The 19,965-nt window shown below is 54.9% G+C and carries 15 protein-coding genes and 1 pseudogene; 8 read left to right on the top strand and 8 right to left on the bottom strand.

Going from position 1 to position 19,965, the window contains the following annotated elements:
• Positions 1-14 precede the first annotated feature (14 nt).
• Together DO97_RS03645 and DO97_RS03640 are read left to right on the top strand one after the other, a co-directional pair.
• Positions 15-1,337, top strand: a complete 1,323-nt coding sequence (locus tag DO97_RS03645; protein ID WP_052128339.1) for a CO2 hydration protein — start codon at positions 15-17, stop codon at positions 1,335-1,337.
• A gap of 108 nt (positions 1,338-1,445) precedes the next feature.
• A complete protein-coding gene (locus DO97_RS03640; protein WP_036531205.1) occupies positions 1,446-3,047 on the top strand; it encodes a peptide ligase PGM1-related protein in 1,602 nt (533 codons plus the stop codon).
• A gap of 203 nt (positions 3,048-3,250) precedes the next feature.
• On the opposite strand, the gene DO97_RS03635 is transcribed toward DO97_RS03640, so the two are convergent.
• Positions 3,251-3,757, bottom strand: a complete 507-nt coding sequence (locus DO97_RS03635) for a DUF4240 domain-containing protein (protein WP_036531204.1) — start codon at positions 3,755-3,757, stop codon at positions 3,251-3,253.
• A gap of 237 nt (positions 3,758-3,994) precedes the next feature.
• Positions 3,995-5,002: a 50S ribosomal protein L11 methyltransferase gene (locus tag DO97_RS03630; RefSeq protein WP_036531203.1), complete on the bottom strand. Its 1,008-nt coding sequence runs from the start codon at positions 5,000-5,002 to the stop codon at positions 3,995-3,997.
• A 316-nt stretch (positions 5,003-5,318) separates the two neighbouring features.
• On the opposite strand from DO97_RS03630, the gene DO97_RS20545 reads away from it, so the two are divergent.
• The gene (locus DO97_RS20545) at positions 5,319-6,671 is read left to right on the top strand and encodes a Ycf66 family protein (protein WP_052128338.1); all 1,353 of its coding nucleotides are present in this window, start codon (positions 5,319-5,321) and stop codon (positions 6,669-6,671) included.
• A gap of 149 nt (positions 6,672-6,820) precedes the next feature.
• On the top strand, positions 6,821-9,703 hold the full coding sequence (gene ileS, locus DO97_RS03620; protein WP_036531201.1) for an isoleucine--tRNA ligase: 2,883 nt from the start codon (positions 6,821-6,823) through the stop codon (positions 9,701-9,703).
• Here ileS and murQ read toward each other — a convergent pair.
• Both murQ and DO97_RS03610 read right to left on the bottom strand, forming a co-directional pair.
• Positions 9,700-10,635 carry an N-acetylmuramic acid 6-phosphate etherase gene (gene murQ / locus DO97_RS03615; RefSeq protein WP_036531199.1) on the bottom strand — a complete coding sequence of 312 codons (936 nt, stop codon included), beginning with the start codon at positions 10,633-10,635 and terminating at the stop codon, positions 9,700-9,702. The genes ileS and murQ overlap by 4 nt on opposite strands.
• Positions 10,632-11,039 (bottom strand): DUF3110 domain-containing protein, encoded by a 408-nt coding sequence (locus DO97_RS03610; RefSeq protein ID WP_036531197.1) that lies wholly within the window; start codon positions 11,037-11,039, stop codon positions 10,632-10,634. Before DO97_RS03610 ends, murQ begins: the two co-directional genes overlap by 4 nt.
• A 205-nt stretch (positions 11,040-11,244) precedes the next feature.
• Here DO97_RS03610 and DO97_RS22870 point away from each other — a divergent pair, with 205 nt between their 5' ends.
• The 4 genes from DO97_RS22870 (at position 11,245) to DO97_RS03600 (ending at position 17,242) form a co-directional block, all read left to right on the top strand.
• Positions 11,245-12,567 carry a DUF3971 domain-containing protein gene (locus DO97_RS22870; protein WP_156120421.1) on the top strand — a complete coding sequence of 441 codons (1,323 nt, stop codon included), beginning with the start codon at positions 11,245-11,247 and terminating at the stop codon, positions 12,565-12,567.
• On the top strand, positions 12,515-15,190 hold the full coding sequence (locus DO97_RS25820; protein ID WP_052128336.1) for a translocation/assembly module TamB domain-containing protein: 2,676 nt from the start codon (positions 12,515-12,517) through the stop codon (positions 15,188-15,190). Before DO97_RS22870 ends, DO97_RS25820 begins: the two co-directional genes overlap by 53 nt.
• Positions 15,121-16,044 (top strand): translocation/assembly module TamB domain-containing protein, encoded by a 924-nt coding sequence (locus tag DO97_RS22860; protein WP_081980604.1) that lies wholly within the window; start codon positions 15,121-15,123, stop codon positions 16,042-16,044. Before DO97_RS25820 ends, DO97_RS22860 begins: the two co-directional genes overlap by 70 nt.
• Positions 16,045-16,138: 94 nt before the next feature.
• Positions 16,139-17,242: a cyclic nucleotide-binding domain-containing protein gene (locus tag DO97_RS03600; RefSeq protein WP_052128334.1), complete on the top strand. Its 1,104-nt coding sequence runs from the start codon at positions 16,139-16,141 to the stop codon at positions 17,240-17,242.
• A 17-nt stretch (positions 17,243-17,259) separates the two neighbouring features.
• Here the strand turns inward: DO97_RS03600 and leuC are convergent.
• The 4 genes and pseudogenes from leuC to DO97_RS03580 all read right to left on the bottom strand — a co-directional run bounded on the left by leuC (position 17,260) and on the right by DO97_RS03580 (position 19,887).
• Positions 17,260-18,664 (bottom strand): annotated as a pseudogene (gene leuC / locus DO97_RS03595) (3-isopropylmalate dehydratase large subunit).
• A 56-nt stretch (positions 18,665-18,720) separates the two neighbouring features.
• The gene (locus tag DO97_RS03590) at positions 18,721-19,032 is read right to left on the bottom strand and encodes a TMEM165/GDT1 family protein (RefSeq protein WP_036531196.1); all 312 of its coding nucleotides are present in this window, start codon (positions 19,030-19,032) and stop codon (positions 18,721-18,723) included.
• Entirely contained in the window at positions 19,029-19,430 is a 402-nt protein-coding gene (locus tag DO97_RS03585) for a TMEM165/GDT1 family protein (RefSeq protein ID WP_072016354.1), read from the bottom strand. The genes DO97_RS03590 and DO97_RS03585 overlap by 4 nt, the downstream gene beginning before the upstream one ends.
• 91 nt (positions 19,431-19,521) lie before the next feature.
• Complete coding sequence (locus tag DO97_RS03580; protein ID WP_072016347.1) at positions 19,522-19,887, bottom strand: YkgJ family cysteine cluster protein; 366 nt, start codon at positions 19,885-19,887, stop codon at positions 19,522-19,524.
• Positions 19,888-19,965 lie beyond the last annotated feature (78 nt).

The following is a 19,965-nucleotide window of genomic DNA, read 5'->3' as shown; positions in this document are numbered from 1 at the left end:
ATTACAGACTCACTATGACGGAATCGCTGCTCACACCGACCCTTTCTCCCCCCAAACTCCCCCCCTCCCAACACGAATTTGCCGATGTCGTCCATCGCCTGGAAGCAGGGGGGGCTATGCTGCCGGATAGCCCGGAAAACCTGATGCAAGTGATTGGTATCTGGAAAGCCTACGCTGTCCCCATGGATTTTTACTGGCGGGATCTGCTCTATATTGCTGAGCGCGTGTTTCTAGACCCTTTCCCTTTCTTTAAGTACTTCCTGCCCCAAGACTATCTGGATCTCCATAACCACTATGCTGGGGAAGATGCTGACCTGCGGATCTGGCGGGGGCCAGCTACGGCTCACCCGGAACTCCTGGCCTTTATGAAAACGGGAGAAACGGGCAACCTGCCCCGGCTGTTCCACCACCTCTGGCATGACCGGATCAATATGGAGTTTGCTGAAGAATGTATGCGGGCAATGCTCTGGCATCGCGGTATGGGAGGCAAATTTGATCCCTATCTCGATAGCGACGAGTATAAAGCCAACGCTGATCGAGCAATTCGAGCTTATTTCCAGTTCAACCCAGTGATGATAGGGCTTTACAAGCTGTTCCCAGATCTGTTTCTGGAGCAGTGCCGTCAGATGTCCTACTACAGTAATCTGGGCTTGTTTTGGGAGGTCATGGCTCCAGTATTTTTTGAGGTTTCGGATCTCTACGATGAAGGCAAGGTCACCAGCATTCCCGAGGCAATGAATTTTCTGGTCAACGGCATCTTTGCGATCGCTGGTCGCCCGATTTACCACCATGTTTATATCCGGGGTCAATGCTACGAAATCATTCCGAAGTCAAAGGGCTTTACCTGGCTCTATGAAGCAGCCTTACCCTATGTCGAAGCCGTGTTCTACCGCACCTCGCCCTTCCGAGGTACCAAGTCCTATAACGCCCAGGCCAATGAAGTGCCTCGGGAGCAAAAAGACTTCCACTACGGGGTTCTCTACGCCGACAAGTTCCCCGTCGGTACCGCTGGCATTCCCCCGACGCTGCTGGCCCAGGATATGCTGCATTTTCTCCCCCCTTACCTCAAGGCGTTCTACCAAACCCGCTGCCGAGGTGAGGATGATATCCTCAACCAGATTGGCGTCACCTTCCAACGCTCTATGTACACAGTGACATCTGCGGTTTTTCAGGCGCTACGAACGGCGTTGCTGTATCCCCTGGATGACCCGAATCCCCGACACTTACAGGCCAACCGGGATTTTTTTGAAGCCCAACTAGATCGCTTCTGCCGTCCTGACTATGGGATGCGTCAGGCGGCTCGACTCCGTCAAATTCAGGGGGACGATTATCGCTAAGTATCCACCCTCTGCTCCGTTGGCTCAGCAAGACGGTCACCCAGGAACCAGCGATGGCGCTGAAAGCAGATAAAATCGCTGTATTAAGCGTATGGTAGACACCGGGAAATGCAGACCTTGCCTACTTCCAACCCCGAGCAGTTGGATCATTTTCGCAGGTTGCAGGGGCGGCTGTGCGATCGCTGGCGTCACCTGGAAGCCTTTGACAGTAGCAATACCGATATTCTGGTGATCCCATCCCTGAGTCTCGATCGGCGAGAACTCGATAAGATCCAGGGGTTTAAGCACTACGAAGAACGCCTATTGTTCTCGTTGATTCGGCTGCGGAATCCTCGGACTCGCTTGGTTTATGTGACCTCGGAACCCCTGCACCCCAGTGTGATTGACTACTACTTGCAACTACTGCCGGGAATTCCCTTTTCCCATGCCCGAGATCGCCTATTGTTGCTTTCGACCTACGATGGCTCCTGTAAATCCCTGAGTCAGAAGATTCTCGAACGCCCCCGGTTGATGGAGCGCATCCGCCAAGCCCTGCGTCCCGAGCATTCCTTTATGATTTGTTATAACTCCACCGCCCTAGAGCGGGACTTGTCCGTTGCCCTCAATGTTCCCCTCTATGCCCTCGATCCAGCCCTGTTGCAGTGGGGCACCAAGGGAGGCAGTCGCCAGATTTTTGCAGAGGCCAACATCCCCCACCCGGATGGCAGTGCCGCGATTTTTGATCAAGCGGATCTGGCCACCGCCGCCGCCGAACTCTGGGAACGCCAGCCGACCTTGCAGCGCCTAGTGGTGAAGTTGAACGAGGGCTTTTCCGGGGAGGGCAATGCCTTGCTGGACTTAAGATCCCTGGGGGAGATTGCCCCCGGCAACGTCTCTCACTGTGTCCGGGTCAAGACCCTGTTGGATCGTTTTCAGCATCTGAAGTTTGAAGCCAAAGCCGAGACCTGGGAGAATTACAGCAGTCGCATCCCAGAATTGGGGGCGATCGTGGAAGCTTTTATTGAAGGAGAGGAGAAGCGATCGCCCAGTGTTCAGGGGCGGATTACCCCCACGGGTGAAGTTGAAATTCTCTCCACCCATGACCAAATTCTGGGGGGGCCTAACGGACAGGTTTACCTGGGATGTCGCTTCCCGGCAGATCCGGCCTACCGTCTGCAATTACAAATTCTAGGGGAACAGGTGGGACGCTGTCTGGCGGAAAAGGGGGCGATTGAACGCTATGGGGTGGACTTTGTGGCAGTGCGGCAGCGCGATCACCTCGGCAATGACACCTGGGATGTCCAGGCGATCGAAATTAACCTCCGAAAAGGGGGTACCACCCACCCCTTCATGACCCTAAGATTTCTCACCAACGGCAGCTATAACCTATCCACTGGGTCTTTCTATAGCCAGCATGGACAGGCAAAATACTATGTCGCCACGGACAATCTGCAAAAAGACCGTTATCGGGGCTTACTTCCCAATGACTTAATGGACATTATTGCCGAATATCAACTCCACTTCGACACCAGTACCGAGTCTGGCACGGTCTTTCATCTCATGGGTTGCCTATCCGAGTTCGGTAAGCTGGGGCTGACCAGCATTGGCAATTCACCCCAGCAGGCAGCGGATCTTTACAATCAGGTTGTTAATGCCCTGGATGCTGAAACTCAGCCACGGAGCCATGAGGATGCCCGAAATGCGCCCATGCGCTGGAGCAGCGAGGGTTGAATGAGACGGACGATGCTTGAAAACTACATGACTCAGGCAAGATTTGAACTTGCGACCTAGGGCTGATGAAGCCTAGGAAAAGCCTATATTTAGCAGTCATTTCAGCAATTTGCAAGATTTTTACACCAAAGTCACTGCACCTAAGAGGGCTGCGTGTGTAGCTGTCTGAGCCAAAGCTGCTCAACTTATATGAATGCCTGGATTTAGCTGAACTCCTTGCTGAGCTTTGGAAACCTGGATTCAAGTTCATCCTCAGTCCACTCCTTCCCGAGGGGCGACTGCGAACCTTGGATAGGGTGGGTCGGAAATGCCTCTGGTTCTTTGTTGGTTTTCTGCTCCCATAGTTCAAGGGCTATGTACTGAAAGCCCTCGACCTGACAGTCACCATCTTCTTCCTTAACTACTTGGGCTAATGTTTCGGGGTCTTGCAGAGCAGCCTCAAATACTTTTTCACCCTGAGAGATTAACCAGGCGCGGAAGTCCATAAAGCCATCGTCTGAACAGCCACCGCCGATGATGTACGCAGCCCCCCATAGATCCCAGGTATAGGCACGGCTATGGTACTCGGTAAATATGTGATCAAAGTCCACCAGCTCCTCAGGACTATGCTTGTCGAGCTTCTCTCGCAACACGTCAATCTGGGCTTCTGGGTCACCCTCCGCCGAGCGACGCGAGGCATCCATCAACTTCCAAAACGCTACTTTGTCCATCGCTCCTCCTATTTGAGTTGGTCTTAACAGAATGTCCCCTGCGCTCTCCTGGAAACCAGTGATGCCTTGGCACCCTTTTACAGAGAGGCCGTCATTCTGAATTTGACCTTACCCCGAAAAAGTCGTCCTTCTCGCAAGGTGGTTGAAATTCCAGAGACTGCCTAGGTCGCCAAACAGCACATCGGCTCCGCTGCCACCAGCCAAGACATCCGCACCAATGATTTGCAATCCAGTCATTCAGGTAAGGCGATGCGCTAAAGCTACCCACTCCCGGCATTGTTCACGATCAAGGGAAGCAAACCCCGCTGCACTTAAAGCAGTATCAACAGCCTCTTCCTGATCGGTGGTAAATCCACTGGTAATGAGTACCCCCCCCTGGGCATGGGTCTGCCGCAGTGCCTGCTTAAAGTCATCCGCAAGGGCAATGTGAACCCGTGCCAAAATATTGGCCATAATCAGGTCAAAGGCTTGGGTGACATTAACACTGGGTGCTTGATCAAGGATGTCACCCCCCAGCCAATGTCCTAAGCGACTACCACAGCCCAAGCTACCTGCCCTCGCAGTTACCTGCTGCTCCACCTGATTCTGTTCCACAGCGGCTTGAGTTGCTTGCACTGCCAGCAGATCGTTATCCAGGGCTAAAACCTGCGCGCCTAATTTGGCGATCGCCACACTGAGAATTCCTGTCCCAGATCCGAGATCGAGGACTTGCATTGTCGGAACCACATGCCGCTCTAGTAATTGGAGGCTCACCGCTGTCGCCGGATGGAGACCGCTCCCAAAGGCGAGGCTGGCCTCAAGTCTGAGGAGGATTTCGTCGCTCTGCTGCGATGGATAGGGAACACCGGGAGCCAGCACCACAAACCGTTCTCCAATCCGATGGATCAAAGGGATGGAGGCCACAGGGTACTCGGGTTGCTCTGACACGATCGCTACTTCCAGAACGGTGGCAATACCCGTCCGCTGTAGGGGTGAAAGCAGCGCCTCAATGGCATCCACACGGGCCCGCACCCGCAGGTCGTAGGGGAGATAGAAGCAAATCGTGAAGGCCCAGCCGGGGGTGGCCTCAGCAGGATCGATGGGTTGTTCGGTCAACGGGCAATGTTCAACGCCCCCCCTTTGACCATCGCTAGCGATGGATGACCGAACCCGTACCTCCCTCACATAGGAGGTTGTGGCTAACAGGGTACAAACCCAATCAACGGCCTCGGGGGTTGTGTCGAGGCTTAACTCCATCCACGTCATGGTTGCTTCCTAGGGGCATCACTGCCGAGTAATTGAGTGCCAATGCTGACCTAAGTCAGTGGAAACCGTGGTAGCAGATAGCCTTTCAATCCTAGTGGATGCTAGGTTGCACCGTAAAATCCATGAGCACTGCCAGTGTCCCAAGGTGGCTGAACTGCTACTCAAGAGAGCCGATCGGGTTCTGGAACGGTTGCGGAGATGGCGATCGCCAGGAAAGTCGAGGACTGTGGAGCAGAAGAGCCAATGTTGGCGACAATAAGAAAGTATCAACTGTGATCCCGCAGTTGGGTTGTTGGTCGTTTCAGGAGGTTGCCTCATGCTGGCCTATATCCTGGCATTGCTCGTAGGGCTGGGTAGTTTTGTTCTGTATCTGTCTGCCTTTTTCTTCCCGGAAATCCATCGTAAACATGACTTCATCTGGAGTGGAGTCGCTATGTTTTATGCGTTGGTCTTGTGGGTGTGTGCTGGGCGCATTACCGGGGGCGTGCTGATCGGACAAACTGCCAGTGTGGCTTTACTAGGGTGGTTGGGGTGGCAGACCCTCTGGCTCCGGCGGCAGTCAACACCCTCCGATCAACAAACGCCGCTTCCCGACTGGCAAATGTTGCAGTCAAAGCTGGCTCAGTGGAGCAGTCCTGAGCAGCTTTCTCAATTACCCAACCAAGCTCAACTGCTCTGGCAGCGCCTACAAACCTCCCTGAAAGCAGTCCTGAGTCAGCGACCTCAGGTTAAAACTCAGCCAACGATACCTGGCGATCCTCAGGGGCTAGACTCCTCTCTGAAGATCACGGACTCAACCACCCCTGCTGAAGGGGAGCTGTCAACCTCCCAACCGCAGCCAGCGGTCACCAAGGGGAGTCCCGTTGATGCAACTGTGCCTAAATCTTTAGAGGTTGATCCTTGGGCAGAAGTCCCGGAGCCATCGGAGCCTGTGACGGCAGTCGTAGTCGTGAAGGATGCAAAGTCGGCGATCGCCAAAGCTGGGATCAACTTGACTGAGCGGATTGGACACTGGTGGCAAATTGTCTACGATCGACCATTGGCCATTCTCCAGGATCTGTGGCAATCGACCCTCGGTTCACGGAGCAAAACAACAGAAAGTAAACCTGTCTATGTGCGGAAGCAGTTTCGGACATCAGAGGCAGAAGCCCCAGAAACTCCTGTCTCCGACGCTCAAGGGGGTGAGGATGAGTGGGGAATGACGGCAGCAGTGGTTGAGGAGATCCAGGACAAAACTGAGATCTCACCCGACCCAGACATTTCAGACACTCCTGCCGCAATCACGACGCTAGAGACGACTGCTGAGGCTGAAGGAGAAACGGCTGAAACTGTGATTGCTCCTGGAGAAGCTCAGGATCTTCCAGAAGCAACACACGAAATTATGACCGCAGAAATAGCAAATGAGACTGAAACTGAGGCCAGTGCTGAGGCCGAAACTACCCCAGTAGAGGCTCTAACTGCCGATGCCGAGCCAGAAACAGAGACCGTTTCCGATGCAGAGCCAATTCTAGACGCAGCAACTGAGACAACAGCAGCAATAGACTCAACGGAGGCTGCTCCACCCGTAGTACTGACATTTGACAGCGAGGTCAGTACTGCTAACGAGTCATCCTCAGCCCCTGAAGTGGACGCATCTACGAGTTCAACAGACCCAGAACCAGACCACTAGTTTTGTCATCTTAATATTGTGGATGGCTAAGTTCCCCCATCCATCCCCCCATGACTGCATCTCAGAATCTCACGCCTGCAACTTGAGGCTGTGAAACTTCTCGCAGATAATGGGGGAAAACATATCGCAACATTTCTCAAGGTTTGACTGTGACAGAACCCGGCACTTACAAGAACACCGTCAATTTGCTCAAAACCAACTTTGATATGCGGGCCAACGCCATCAAGCGTGAACCCGAATTACAACAGTTCTGGGAAGAGCAAACCATTTATCAACAGCTGTCACAGCAAAATCCCGGAGACCCTTTTATCCTCCACGATGGGCCACCCTACGCCAATGGCTCCCTCCATATTGGTCACGCCCTGAATAAAATTCTCAAAGATATCATCAACAAATTTCAGCTGTTGCAGGGACGCAAGGTGCGTTATGTCCCAGGATGGGACTGTCATGGCCTGCCAATTGAACTCAAGGTGTTACAAACCCTCAAAGCGGAGGAACGGCAGCAGCTCACCCCCTTAGGATTGCGTCACAAAGCCCGTGATTTTGCCCTAGAGACAGTGAAGCAACAGAGCCAGGACTTTCAGCGCTACGGCATTTGGGGAGATTGGGCCCATCCTTACCTCACCCTCACCCCCGCCTATGAGGCCGCCCAAATTGGTGTCTTTGGACAAATGGTGCTCAAAGGGCATATCTATCGCGGCTTGAAGCCTGTTCACTGGAGTCCCAGTTCTAAAACAGCCCTCGCCGAAGCAGAGTTGGAGTATCCAGAAGGGCATACCTCCCGGAGTATCTATGTAGCCTTTGAGGTCACTGCCCTGCCCCCCGATCTGCAACTTCCCCTTGATCCCTACCTGGGGGAGTTGGGAGTTGCGATCTGGACAACCACCCCGTGGACGATCCCAGCGAATCTGGCGGTGAGTGTGAATCCAGCGTTGGTCTATGCCGTCGTCGAAACCGGGTCTGAATTCTCTGGTAAATTCCGCTATCTAATAGTGGCGAAAGATTTGGTGGAGCAACTATCGGCGACCTTAGAGACCACATTGACCATCCAAGCCACCCTCATGGGTAAAGTCCTGGAGCACGTCACCTATCGTCATCCCTTATTTGACCGCCAGAGTCCGGTGGTGATTGGCGGCGACTATGTTACGACGGACTCCGGTACTGGTTTGGTGCATACGGCTCCGGGTCACGGCCTTGAGGACTACCAGGTGGGACAACGCTATGGTCTCCCGGTGTTTGCCCCCGTCGATGGGGATGGTAATTTCACCGCAGAGGTCGGGGTATTCGCGGGCTTAAGTGTTTTAGGCAGTGGCAATACCGCCGTTGTCGAAGCTTTGCAGACGGCGGGGTCGCTGCTGAAAGAAGCAGCCTATGTGCACAAATACCCCTATGACTGGCGCACTAAAAAGCCAACTATCTTTCGGGCCACGGAGCAGTGGTTCGCCTCAGTGTCAGGGTTCCGCGATGCAGCCCTGCGGGCGATCGCCGAGGTGGAGTGGATTCCCGCCCAAGGGGAAAATCGGATCACCCCAATGGTGGCAGAACGCTCGGATTGGTGCATTTCCCGCCAGCGGAGCTGGGGAGTGCCGATCCCCGTGTTCTATGACGAAGAGACTGGGGAGCCGTTGCTGACGGAGGAAATCATTACCCATGTGCAACAACTCGTGGCTGAGAAGGGTTCAGATATCTGGTGGGAATTAACGGTTACCGACCTGTTGCCAGCAGCCTACCGGAACAATGGCCGCAGCTATCGCAAGGGCACGGACACCATGGATGTGTGGTTTGATTCGGGATCGTCTTGGGCTGCGGTGGTACAGCAACGTCCAGAGTTACGCTACCCAGCGGATATGTACCTAGAAGGCTCTGACCAGCATCGGGGTTGGTTTCAGTCAAGTTTGCTCACCAGTGTGGCAGTCAATGGCTGTGCCCCCTACAAAACAGTGCTCACCCACGGCTTTGCCTTGGATGAACAGGGGCGGAAAATGAGTAAATCCCTAGGGAATGTCTTAGACCCCAAAATAGTGATTAACGGTGGCAAGAACTCAAAGGAAGAGCCGCCCTACGGGGCCGATGTACTGCGGCTATGGGTGTCTTCGGTGGACTACAGCTCCGATGTGCTGATTGGTCGGAGTATCCTCAAGCAAATGGGGGATGTCTATCGCAAGATCCGCAATACGGCGCGCTATCTGCTGGGAAATTTGCATGACTTTGATCCGGCCATCAATGCGGTTCCCTATGTGACCCTGCCCGAGTTAGATCGGTATATGTTGCACCGGCTGGGTGAGGTGATGCAGGAGGTAACTTCAGCCTACCAAACTTATGAGTTTGACCGAGTTTTCCAGGCAGTTCAGAATTTTTGTGTCGTTGATCTGTCGAATTTCTATCTGGATATTGCCAAGGATCGCCTTTATATCAGTGCGGTGGATGCCCCCCGTCGGCGCAGTTGTCAGACGGTGTTGCAAATTCTGGTGGAAAATTTAGCCCGGGCGATCGCCCCGATTCTTTGTCATTTGGCGGAAGATATCTGGCAATTTTTGCCCTACTCCACCCCCCATGCCTCGGTGTTTGCAGCGGGTTGGGTGCAGTTAGACCCCCAGTGGCAACTGACTGAAAACCTGGATTTCTGGATCACCCTGCGGCAGATGCGCACCGAGATCAATAAGGTAATGGAGCAGGCACGGGCAGAGAAGGCCATCGGTTCCTCCCTGGATGCCAAGTTGTTGTTGTATGTGGCAGATCTGGATCTAAGGACAGCGCTCCAAACCTGGAACCCGACGGACAACTTTGTCCGCAATGGGGTTGATGAATTGCGCTATTTGCTAATTGTCTCCCAGGTAGAATTGCTAACCACACCAACCCCCCTGGCCGATTTGCCCTACCATTCTGAGTCCGATGCCTTGGGAATTGGGGTTGTGAATGCCCAGGGACAAAAATGCGATCGCTGTTGGAATTATTCGCCCAACGTGGGCGCAGAGGCTAGCCATCCCCTGTTGTGCGATCGCTGTGTTTCAGCCCTGGCGGGGAGGTTCTAAGATTCGATGGCTGCGGTTGAGGGATGGCTGAGAACCGCCTGACGTAAATTGCCCTGGCAAGTGGTCAAGAGTTGGGTGGCCGTGGCCCGATCCAAGCCGGTCCAGTGCATGAGCAGTGAAAGTTTTACCGAGCGGCCACTGGATTCCAGTAACTGAGCAGCTTGTTCTCGACTCAGTTCTGTGAGATCTTGCAGCATCCGCAGGGCGCGATCGTGCAGCTTGTGGTTGGTAACGGCAACATCCACCATGCGATTGCCGTAGACCTTGCCCAGTTTGACCATCACCCCGGTGGAGAGAATGTTCAGGGCGAGTTTGGTGACGGTTCCAGCTTTGAGGCGTGTGGAACCCGCCAGTAACTCTGGCCCGACCACCAAGCGAATATCAACATCCACGGGAATACTGGCTTGGTCACGGGGGACACAGGCGATAAACAGGGTTGTAGCCCCCCGTTGTCTGGCTGCTTGCAGGGCACCATGGACAAACGGGGTCGTACCCCCAGCGGTAATCCCAACGACGACATCCCGTTCGGTAATTTGGTGATGGGCGATGGTGGCGACTCCATCTTCTCGCCGATCTTCCAGATCCTCAGAACTGCGAATGAGCGCTGCTGCGCCCCCGGCAATGATTCCCTGCACCAAGTCCGGTGGGGTACAAAAGGTAGGGGGACACTCTGCAGCATCCAATACCCCTAGACGACCACTGGTGCCTGCACCTACATAAAACAAGCGACCTCCCTGACGGAGTGCTTGGGCGGTGGCATCAATCGCTTGGGCCAACTCGTTCTTGGCAATGGCAATGGCACTGATGGTGCGGGCATCCTCTTGGTTGAATAGCTCGACCAACTCCAGAGACGAAAGCTGATCCAAGTTTTGGCTGAGGGGGTTCACCTGTTCTGTGAGCAAATGCCCCCGTTCTTGAATGGGCTGGGTCATAGTAAGCCCTCAAGTTGCCGCCGAATCCGATCCAAGTCTGGGTTGCTGGCAGCCATCGGCTCGCCGACCTCTGGTTGAGGTTGAGCATCAGCCTGCCAGTCCAGCTTCTCTAAATTTTTCTCTGGCGGTGCAATTAACCAGCGATCGAGGTCACTTTGGGGAATGAAGCCCTTGGGCACCAGTTGAAAATCGTAACCAGCCCCAACACAAAACTCCTCCACCTCTTCCTGCTCCATGGCTTCCACGGTGGGGGTGACAAAATCCTGCGCCTCTAGCAACAGGGCATAACGAGTGGCATCATCTTCCTCTTCAAATGCCAAAACCAGGTTGCGATTGCCCAGTTGAATGGTATGAATTCCTTCGTTATCGGTGCGGACATTAAATAGTAAAACGAAGACACGCATAGGCTGGGGAACAATTTGTAATTGTTTTTATCTTAAGAGGGATTGAGACCGCTGACTCAGGGAACCTCCCGGTGCTGCAATCCTTTAGCTCGGTGGCAAGGATGGGGAACAGCCCAACCTGATCGGGGAATTTCCCCAAACGGTTGGCTCAAAGAAATTAACTATGGTAGACAGTAGGGTGGCTTCTAGTGGTTCCGCGCAGCAAATGAATAGCTCCCCTCCAGAACAACCTGGAACATCTTTCAGTCGCCGCCTATGGTTGCTGTTGCTGAGTCGTAAGGGTATTGCCATCGGGGTGGTCATCCTCTCCAGTATGGTGGGGGGAACCCTGTGGCTGCGGCATTTCATTCTCAACGAGTTAAGCCCTTGGGTGGAAGCAACCCTCACTGAGCAATTCCAGCGTCCGGTGCAGTTGGGAAACATCGAGCGGTTTTCTTGGAACAGTGTGCGCGTTGGTCCCTCGGCATTACCGCCCACGGTCAACGACCCCGATTCCCTGCGTTTGCAAGCCCTAGAGGTGCAGTTTAACCCCCTTCAACTCCTGCTGACCCGCACCCTGAAACTGGATATTACCGCTGAGCGCCCCACGGTACATCTTGAACAGGACAAAGATGAGCAGTGGGTACAGATCAGCCTCCAGCCACCCCACGCGCCGACGGAACTGCTCAAAACCGAGGTGCAATCGGTGCAGATCCGCAATGCCTCGGTGGAATTGGTTCCTAACTCCAAACCCGGCCAGCGGCGAAGTGTGATCGCCTTGGAGCAGGTCTACAGCACCGCCCATATTTTTGACAACAGCGAGCGGATTCGCTTCCAAGTGCGGGGGCAACCCACCACAGGGGGACGCTTTGATCTGAAGGGAGAGTGGCAGCAGCCCACCCAGTCTCTGAATCTTGTGGCTCAGGGTCAGGATCTAGCGGTAGCCTCCCTGGATCGGCTCTTACGATTTCCGATTAATCTGCGCGCAGGTCGAGGCGGGGGCAACCTCACCGTGAAGTTGCGCCCCCAGCAACCGCCCTCCTTGGTGGGGGTCGCTGAGTTTCAGGCGGTGACCTTGCAAATTCCAGGCGTGCCGCAACCGTTTACCCAAGCATCGGGGCAACTGCGCTTTCAAGACCAAGCGATCGCCCTGGAACAGACCAGTGGCCACTATGGGCAAATTCCAGCGCAGATTCAGGGTACGATTCACCCCACCCAGGGCTTTAACCTCCGGGGACAGGTCAAGTCTGTGAATTTGACAGCGGCTCAGAAAACCCTGGCGGTGCAATTGCCCTTCCCGACATCGGGCAACGTCAGCGTTGATCTCCGGTTAAATGGTGCCTTAGGGCAACCGATCCTGAGGGGAATAGTCCGCTCCATTGGCACTGCCCAAGTCGATAAACTGGCGGTCAGTCATCTCAGTGCCCGGTTCCGCCTCGCTCACACCACCCTGGCCTTGTCTGACATCCAAATTCTCCCCACCCTGGGGGGGGCAGGTGATCGGTCGGGGGCAGGTTACCCTCGGAGAGCGTGGCCGTCTCACCCTTAATTTCCAAGGCCAAGGCTTACCGGGTGATGCGATCGCCCGCGCCTATGGCAATGTACCTGGATTTACCATCGGCCCCATCGCGGCTCAAGCCCAGATTTTTGGCTCCCTCACCCCAAGGGGAAATCCGCCACCGATTCAAACGGTAGTGCAGTGGCAAGCGCCCCAGGCGGCCTATCCAGCTACAGGCACGGTCACCATAGCGGGCGACACCACCCACGTCCAGAACACCCGTTTACAGGTGGCAGAGGGGACGGTGGCGCTGCAAGGGCAATTGCAGGCCAATGGCGGCTGGCAAGCCGTTGCCGACCTAGGGCAACTCCGATTGTCAACCCTCTCCCCCCAGCTACGGGGACAGCTCAATGGTCAACTCCAACTCTCAGGCTCTTTAGAGACTCCAGGGCTGGAAGCAGTTCGAGCTGCGGGTAGCCTGCAATTTTCCCAGGGACTGGCACTGATCAATCAACCCCTCAGCGCCCAGGTGCGTTGGGATGGTCGGCAAATTCAGGTACAACAGGCAACCGCTCCAGGGATACAGGCTCAGGGCGTGATTCAGACGCGGCTGCTCGCCGCTGGCTTACCCCAGCTCACCCAGCTGGCACTCAACGTCAAGGCGCACAATTTTGATCTCCGCACCCTGCCCTTGGCCAATCTCCCCGCCCCACTGCGGGGCACAGCTGACTTTACGGGACAGGTGAGTGGCGCCATCGAGCGGCCCTCTGTCTCGGGGGTGCTGCGACTGAATCAACTGATGGTGAATCGGGTCGCTTTTGAACCGCTCTTGGTGGGTAGTCTTCGCTATCGACCCACCCAAGGACTGAAGTTGCAAGTGGCGGGTCGTCAGGATCGCATTGCCTTGGGCGTGGATACAGCCAACCGCCCCACTACGTTTTTTATCCAGCGGGATCAAGCCCTGGCAATTGGGCAAACCGAGGGTGGACAACTGCGAGTGCAATTACAGAATCTTCCCCTGGCACTGCTGCCCCTCCCCCAGACCGCTAATGCATCCTTCAAGACTCTGGGGGGCCAGTTAAATGGCAATTTTCTGGTCAATTGGAACCAGGAAACCGTTGCCGGAGAAGTGGCGATCGCCCATCCCCAGCTCGGTCGTTTCACCGGGGATCAGTTTCTGGGACAATTTCGCTACGCCAATGGGGTAGCGGTCCTCAGCAGTGGTGAGTTTCGCCAAGGCAACAGTCAATATCTGCTGAAGGGGAGCTACAACCTTGCAGGTCGGCAGGATATGCCTCAACTCCAGGCCCAAATTCAGGTGACGAAAGGCCAGATTCAGGATGTCCTCCAAGCGTTGCAATGGTTTGAGCTTCGAGATCTACAGCGGGGGTTGCAACCTCCCACCTATGCAAGGGCGGTGGATGTTCAGCCCGTCGCCCTTGGCCTGCCGGAGGCGACCCTCCAAGACCAGCTGCGGCGCTTCTCCGAAATTCTCGCCCTGCAAGATCAACAGGCCAATCAGCAACAAGAGGCGCAGATCCCCCCTTTAGAAGCCTTAAAAGGTAACTTTAGTGGCACCATTCAGGTAGCGGGTTCCCTGCAAACGGGGGTGAATCTAGACTTTAATCTCCAGGGGCAAAACTGGCAGTGGGAGACTTACAAGGTCAATCAAATTACCGCCAATGGTCGTCTTGAAAACGGCAAGTTGCTGCTGCGTCCCCTCCAACTCCAATCTGGAGATGCCCTCCTGACCTTCACGGGGCAACTGGGGGGAAGCCAACAATCCGGCGAACTCCTAGCCCAGAACCTTCCCCTTGCAGACCTGCAAAAAGCGTTTCGATTACCCGTGAATCTGACGGGCAAGTTGAGCGGTGTGGCGACCCTTGCTGGCAGCATTGAGAATCCCCAAGCAGCAGGGACGCTGGAAGTTTTGCAGGGAACCCTCAACAGTAAAGCCATTCAGTCGGCCCAGGGAAACTTTAATTACCAGGATGCCCGCTTGAATTTTGGGAGTCAGGTGGTGATTGCCGGCCCTGAACCAATTCGGATCGCAGGCAATTTTCCCCTGAAGCTCCCCTTTGCTAAGGTGGCTCCCCATAGCCAGGACATTAGCCTCAACCTGGATGTCAAGAACGAGGGCTTGGGGTTGTTGAATGTCCTGACACCTCAGGTGAACTGGGTAGAGGGACGCGGACAGCTCCAATTGCAGCTCCAGGGTACCCTCGAAGAACCGATTGCCACGGGCATTGCCCAACTTCAAGGAGCAACCCTCAAAGCCCAAGCCCTTCCGGCTCCCCTTACGGGTGTCACGGGTACGATTCGCTTTGATCGCGATCGCATCGTGGTGGAAAAACTCCAGGGACAGTTTAGTCAGGGACAGGTAATCGCCCAAGGGATATTACCCCTAGCCAATCCGGTGAGAACCCTGACAAACCCCCCCTGCCGTCATCGACCATCCCCTGAGCATTTCCCTCCAACAACTGGCTCTCAATCTCCCCGATCTCTATCGCGGTGGAGTCAATGGTCAATTGACGGTGACAGGATCCGTGCTGAATCCTGTTATTCGGGGGGGGCGTCCAACTGGCAAATGGACAAATTTTGCTCATGGATACTACCCGTAGCCACCGCAACCACCGCAAGGGCACCCCCAGCCCCAGCAGTCCTCCAGGCTTAGACTTGGCCGCCCGTAACTCTATTGCCTTTCAAGATTTGAACCTCAGCTTAGGCGATCGCCTGCGGATTAGTGCTCCCCTGCTAGATTTCGTCGCCAAGGGCGACCTTACCCTCAATGGCAGCTTAGATGAACCGCGTCCCAAAGGCACCATCCAATTGGTGCGGGGACAGGTGAACATCTATACCACCCTGTTCACCCTGGCTCCTGGCTATAAACAGACTGCTGTGTTTACAGAGCAGCAAGGACTTGACCCTACCCTAAACCTGCGGCTGATTACCTCAGTTCCGGAAGTCACCCGCAACCCCCTGCCACCCTCGCCCTTGTCTCCCTCTGAGGTAGCAATTTTGCCCACTACCACTTTGGGGACCTTACAAACGGTGCGGATTGAAGCCAGGGTCTCTGGCCCTGCGAGCCAACTGGTTGACAACCTAGCGCTGACCAGTAGCCCCGCTCGTACCAGCAATGAAATCATTGCCCTGCTCGGGGGAGGATTTGTGAACACTTTGGGCCGCGGCGATAGCACCTTAGCCTTGGCAAATCTGGCGGGGTCGGCACTGTTGACCAACTTGCAAGCAAGGTTCGGTCAGGCTCTGGGAATTGGGCAATTCCGAATCTTTCCTGCCGTCATTCCCCGAGAAAATAAAACCAACCTCTCCACGATTGACATTGCCGCAGAGGCTGGTGTGAATCTTACCCAGGGCTTGTCTGCATCGATTCTGGGGGTTCTCACCAGTGAGAACCCGTTGACGCTATTTAACCTCAACTATCGGGTGAATGATCAGATTCAATTGCGCGGTTCGACCGACTTTGCGGGAGATTCCCGATTTGTCGTGGAATATGAAAATCGGTTTTGATTGCAGCTCCAGCTCCACGGGCAAACTTGCAGGATCATCGGAGGTGTTCAGCGCTAAGATGGCACCAGCCCCCTAAAAGTCCCTAGATTGGGTGATGATAGAAGTCCTCCGGCAAACGTTGAGTAACGACGACCTCGACTGGTTAACGGCCACAGGACAGCAACGTGACGTCCCAGCGGGCAGTGTGTTAATTGAGAAACAACAACCGCTCCATCCGTTGTATATCGTCCATAGTGGCTGTCTGCAAGCGATGGGTCCCCGAGATGCTGGCAGTCCTTTGGGGCGAGCCATTGCAGCCATTGAGGAACCTTCCTCCGAAGACATCATTGGTACCTATGGCAGTGGTGAACTCGTGGGGATGGCTCCATTGTTGGGGATGGGTGCCTCAATGATGGTCGTCAAAGCCGTCGAACCTGCAACGGTTCTAGAAGTACCCTACCCCCAGGTACAGGAAAAACTCCAACAGGATCTGGCATTTGCGACGCGCTTCTACCGATTGTGTATCCGCCTCCTCCAGGAGCGGGCACAACAACTGGTGCAACGCCTGATCCAGCGCAAACGCCTACAAATTTATCCCCTCGCGGAGGTGCTGCTGCTCTTGGGCGAGTTGGCGGAGGGTGACATTGATTGGTTAAGCACCCACGGTATACCCGAGGAGGTTCCAGCGGGAACGGTTCTGATCCAGGCGGGGAAACCGGTGACTGCCGTTTATCTGCTGCTCCAAGGTGGTATTTCCTGGGGGGTAAGTGATAGTAGCCGTCGGAATCTGACCCAGATTTTGGCCACCCTGGAGGCAGACACCCCATCTGCTCCTCCAGCTTTACGGGAAATTGCCAAGCTCTCGGCGGCAGAATTCTTTGGAGAGTCCGCCTTGATGGAAAAGAGCCTCGCCCTAGCAACGGCAACCGCCCTCGAAGACTCCCTCGTGTTGACCTTACCCTCACCTCAACTCCGGTCGCACTTAGAGCAGGATCTGGGGTTTGCTGCCCGACTGTACCGGGTAATTGCCCTGTTACAAGCTGCCCGTAGTGAAGAGCGGCTGCACTATCTGGGCTTTGGTAAAGGTGCTTACCGCCTAACCCTGGCAACCACAGAGACGAAACCTGACAACCACAGTCTGGGACATTCGGAGCGGCTGGCTGTAGCCAGAAGCCGCTTGCACTCCCTTCTCAGTCATCTCCAAGTGCAGACGGGGTAACAGTGAGAGCCTACTAGTTAAGTCAGCTCGCGGACATCGGCCACGGTACCAGTGACGGCAGCGGCAACGACCATGGCTGGACTCATTAATAGTGTGCGTCCCGACGCAGAACCCTGCCGTCCTTTAAAGTTGCGGTTCGAGGAAGAGGCGCTGAGTTGCCGTCCCTGAAGTTTATCGGGGTTCATCGCTAAACACATAGAGCAGCCCGGTTGCCGCCATTCAAAACCCGCCTCTAAAAACGATTTGATCCAGACCTTCGGCTTCTGCCTGCTGTTTCACCCGCTCCGAACCAGGGACAACGAAGGCCTTCACCCCTGAGGCCACCTGCCGACCTTGGGCAAATTTCGCCGCTTCTCGCAGATCGCTAATCCGACCATTGGTGCAACTGCCAATGAAGCACACATCCACCTTGGTGCCTTGAATCAACTGTCCTGGAACCAGATCCATGTATTGGTAGGCTTCTGTGGCGATCGCCCGATCATCGTCCGGTAACCTCTCTAGGGTCGGGACAGTTTCTGTAATCGCCATCCCCTGACCGGGGGTAATTCCCCAGGTAATTGTGGGTGCAATCTCTCTGGCATCAAACACTACGACATCATCATAGGTAGCATAGTCCTCACTGCAAAGACTCTGCCACCAAGAAACCGCTCGCTCCCAATCTGCACCTTGGGGGGCAAAGTCGCGATCGCGGAGGTAATCGAAGGTAACAGCGTCAGGGTTAATATAGCCACTCCGGGCTCCCCCCTCAATTGCCATATTACAGATGGTCATGCGCTCTTCCATGCTCATCTGCTCAAAGGTGGTACCTGCAAACTCATAGGCATAGCCGACCCCCGCTTTCACCCCTAGGTGGCGAATCAGGTGCAAAATCACATCCTTGGCGTAGACCCCTGCCCCCAAGGAACCATTGACCTCAACCCTACGAACCTTGAGTTTCGACAATGCCAGGGTTTGGGAAGCGAGGACATCTCGTACCTGACTGGTACCAATCCCAAAGGCAATGGCACCAAAGGCTCCATGGGTGGAGGTATGGCTATCGCCACAGGCAATCGTCATTCCTGGTTGGGTTAACCCAAGCTCCGGGGCAATCACATGGACAATGCCCTGATTGCCAGAACCAACGTTGTAAAAACGGATGCCATTTGCTTGGCAGCTCTGCTCCAAGGCTTGCATCATCTCTTCCGCTAGGCTGTCAGCGAAGGGACGCGACTGATTTTCCGTAGGGACAATATGATCAACGGTGGCTAGGGTGCGTTCTGGAAACAACACCGTCAAGTTCCGTTCCCGCAGCATGGCAAAGGCTTGAGGACTGGTGACTTCGTGGATCAGGTGCAGGCCAATGAACAGTTGGGTCTGACCGGAGGGGAGGGTTCCAACCGTATGTAAATCCCAAACTTTGTCAAACAGCGTTCCCTTGCTCATGGCTTGCCGTAGCTCTGTATACAACCGCCTCTCAATTTTATCGAATCTGTGGAGCGTTAAAAATCTGCTTCAGCTGCTTCAGAGTTTGATCCAGCATCCTGCCGGGGCCACAATAGTCTCAGCGCTAGCAGGGCAAATCCGAGGGCGGCGATCGCCTTCACCAGACGCACAGGCAGCAACTCTGCAACTTCTTGACCCACGACAACTCCCAGGAAACTTGCCAGCAATAAAGCGCCTGCGGTGCCCAAAAACACGATCCAAGGGGATTTAGAACTGCTGCTGAGGGCGATCGCGGCCAGTTGGCTTTTGTCCCCCAACTCCGAGAGAAAAACCGTGAGGAAACTCACTCCTAAAAGGTGCCAGTTCAATTTAGACCTCCCGACAGCCGTACCACATCCCAGGTCAGCCACAGGGCGATCGCCAACAGACTAATGCCTGCTGCCCGTTCCAGTACCCTGGGGGAGAGCCACTTCGCCAACCATTGCCCCAGGAGCACACCCAGACAACTGGTGACCACTAGGGCTGAACCTGCTCCAGCAAAGACCACCCAGGGAGCCTGGGACTCCGCACTCATCAACAGCGTCGCCAACTGGGTTTTATCCCCCAACTCTGCCATGAAGACGGTCAAGAAGGTCGAGGCAAAGATCCCCCAAAGACTTGGTGCCCTAAGGCTTACGGCTGGGGAAGTCGGGGGCAAAGCGGACTCAAGGTCAATAACGGCAGCCTCGTCGGAGGAGGAGGACATCACCGCTGTCAGGTTGCTCATAGGCAGAGCGGTGGAGCTGGAGTCAGGGGTCAGGGATAGCACAGAAAAGGGATACCGAGATGATTTTCATATTTCTTTCATTATCTCGGCTTTAAACCGAAAGATCAAGGAACCCCACTGCTTGGTTGAAGCGGAGCATCTCCAGGCTGCGATCGCCGTAAACTCCTGAAATTTGCTGCTGACAACAGGCAATGGCAAAGTCATTCACTTCCTCTGGGGTCACCCCGTACAGGTCATGAAACACCTCCGCTTCGACACGACAGAAGCGTGGACGATCGGGGTAAATTTTGCACTTGCGGGTGCTGGCATCGAAGTTAATACACCAGCCGTCCTCCCCGACCATGCTGAGATAAAGCGCCAATTCTTGTGGCGACAAATAGGTTGCCAGATCCGGACGATCGCTCGGCTCCAGATGACAGCAAGCGCCACACTGCTTTACACAACACCAGGTTGCCACACATTACCCTCTTGATTCATTCGCAGTCTAGCGTGTTTCAACGATTCACCCTGGCCTAAGTCCCTTGCCAATTTTAGA

Origin of the sequence: Neosynechococcus sphagnicola sy1, from assembly GCF_000775285.1 — a bacterium.
Classification (GTDB): Bacteria; Cyanobacteriota; Cyanobacteriia; order Neosynechococcales; family Neosynechococcaceae; genus Neosynechococcus; species Neosynechococcus sphagnicola.
Note: the sequence above shows the minus strand (reverse complement) of the source record. Positions and strands in the feature narration are given on the sequence as shown.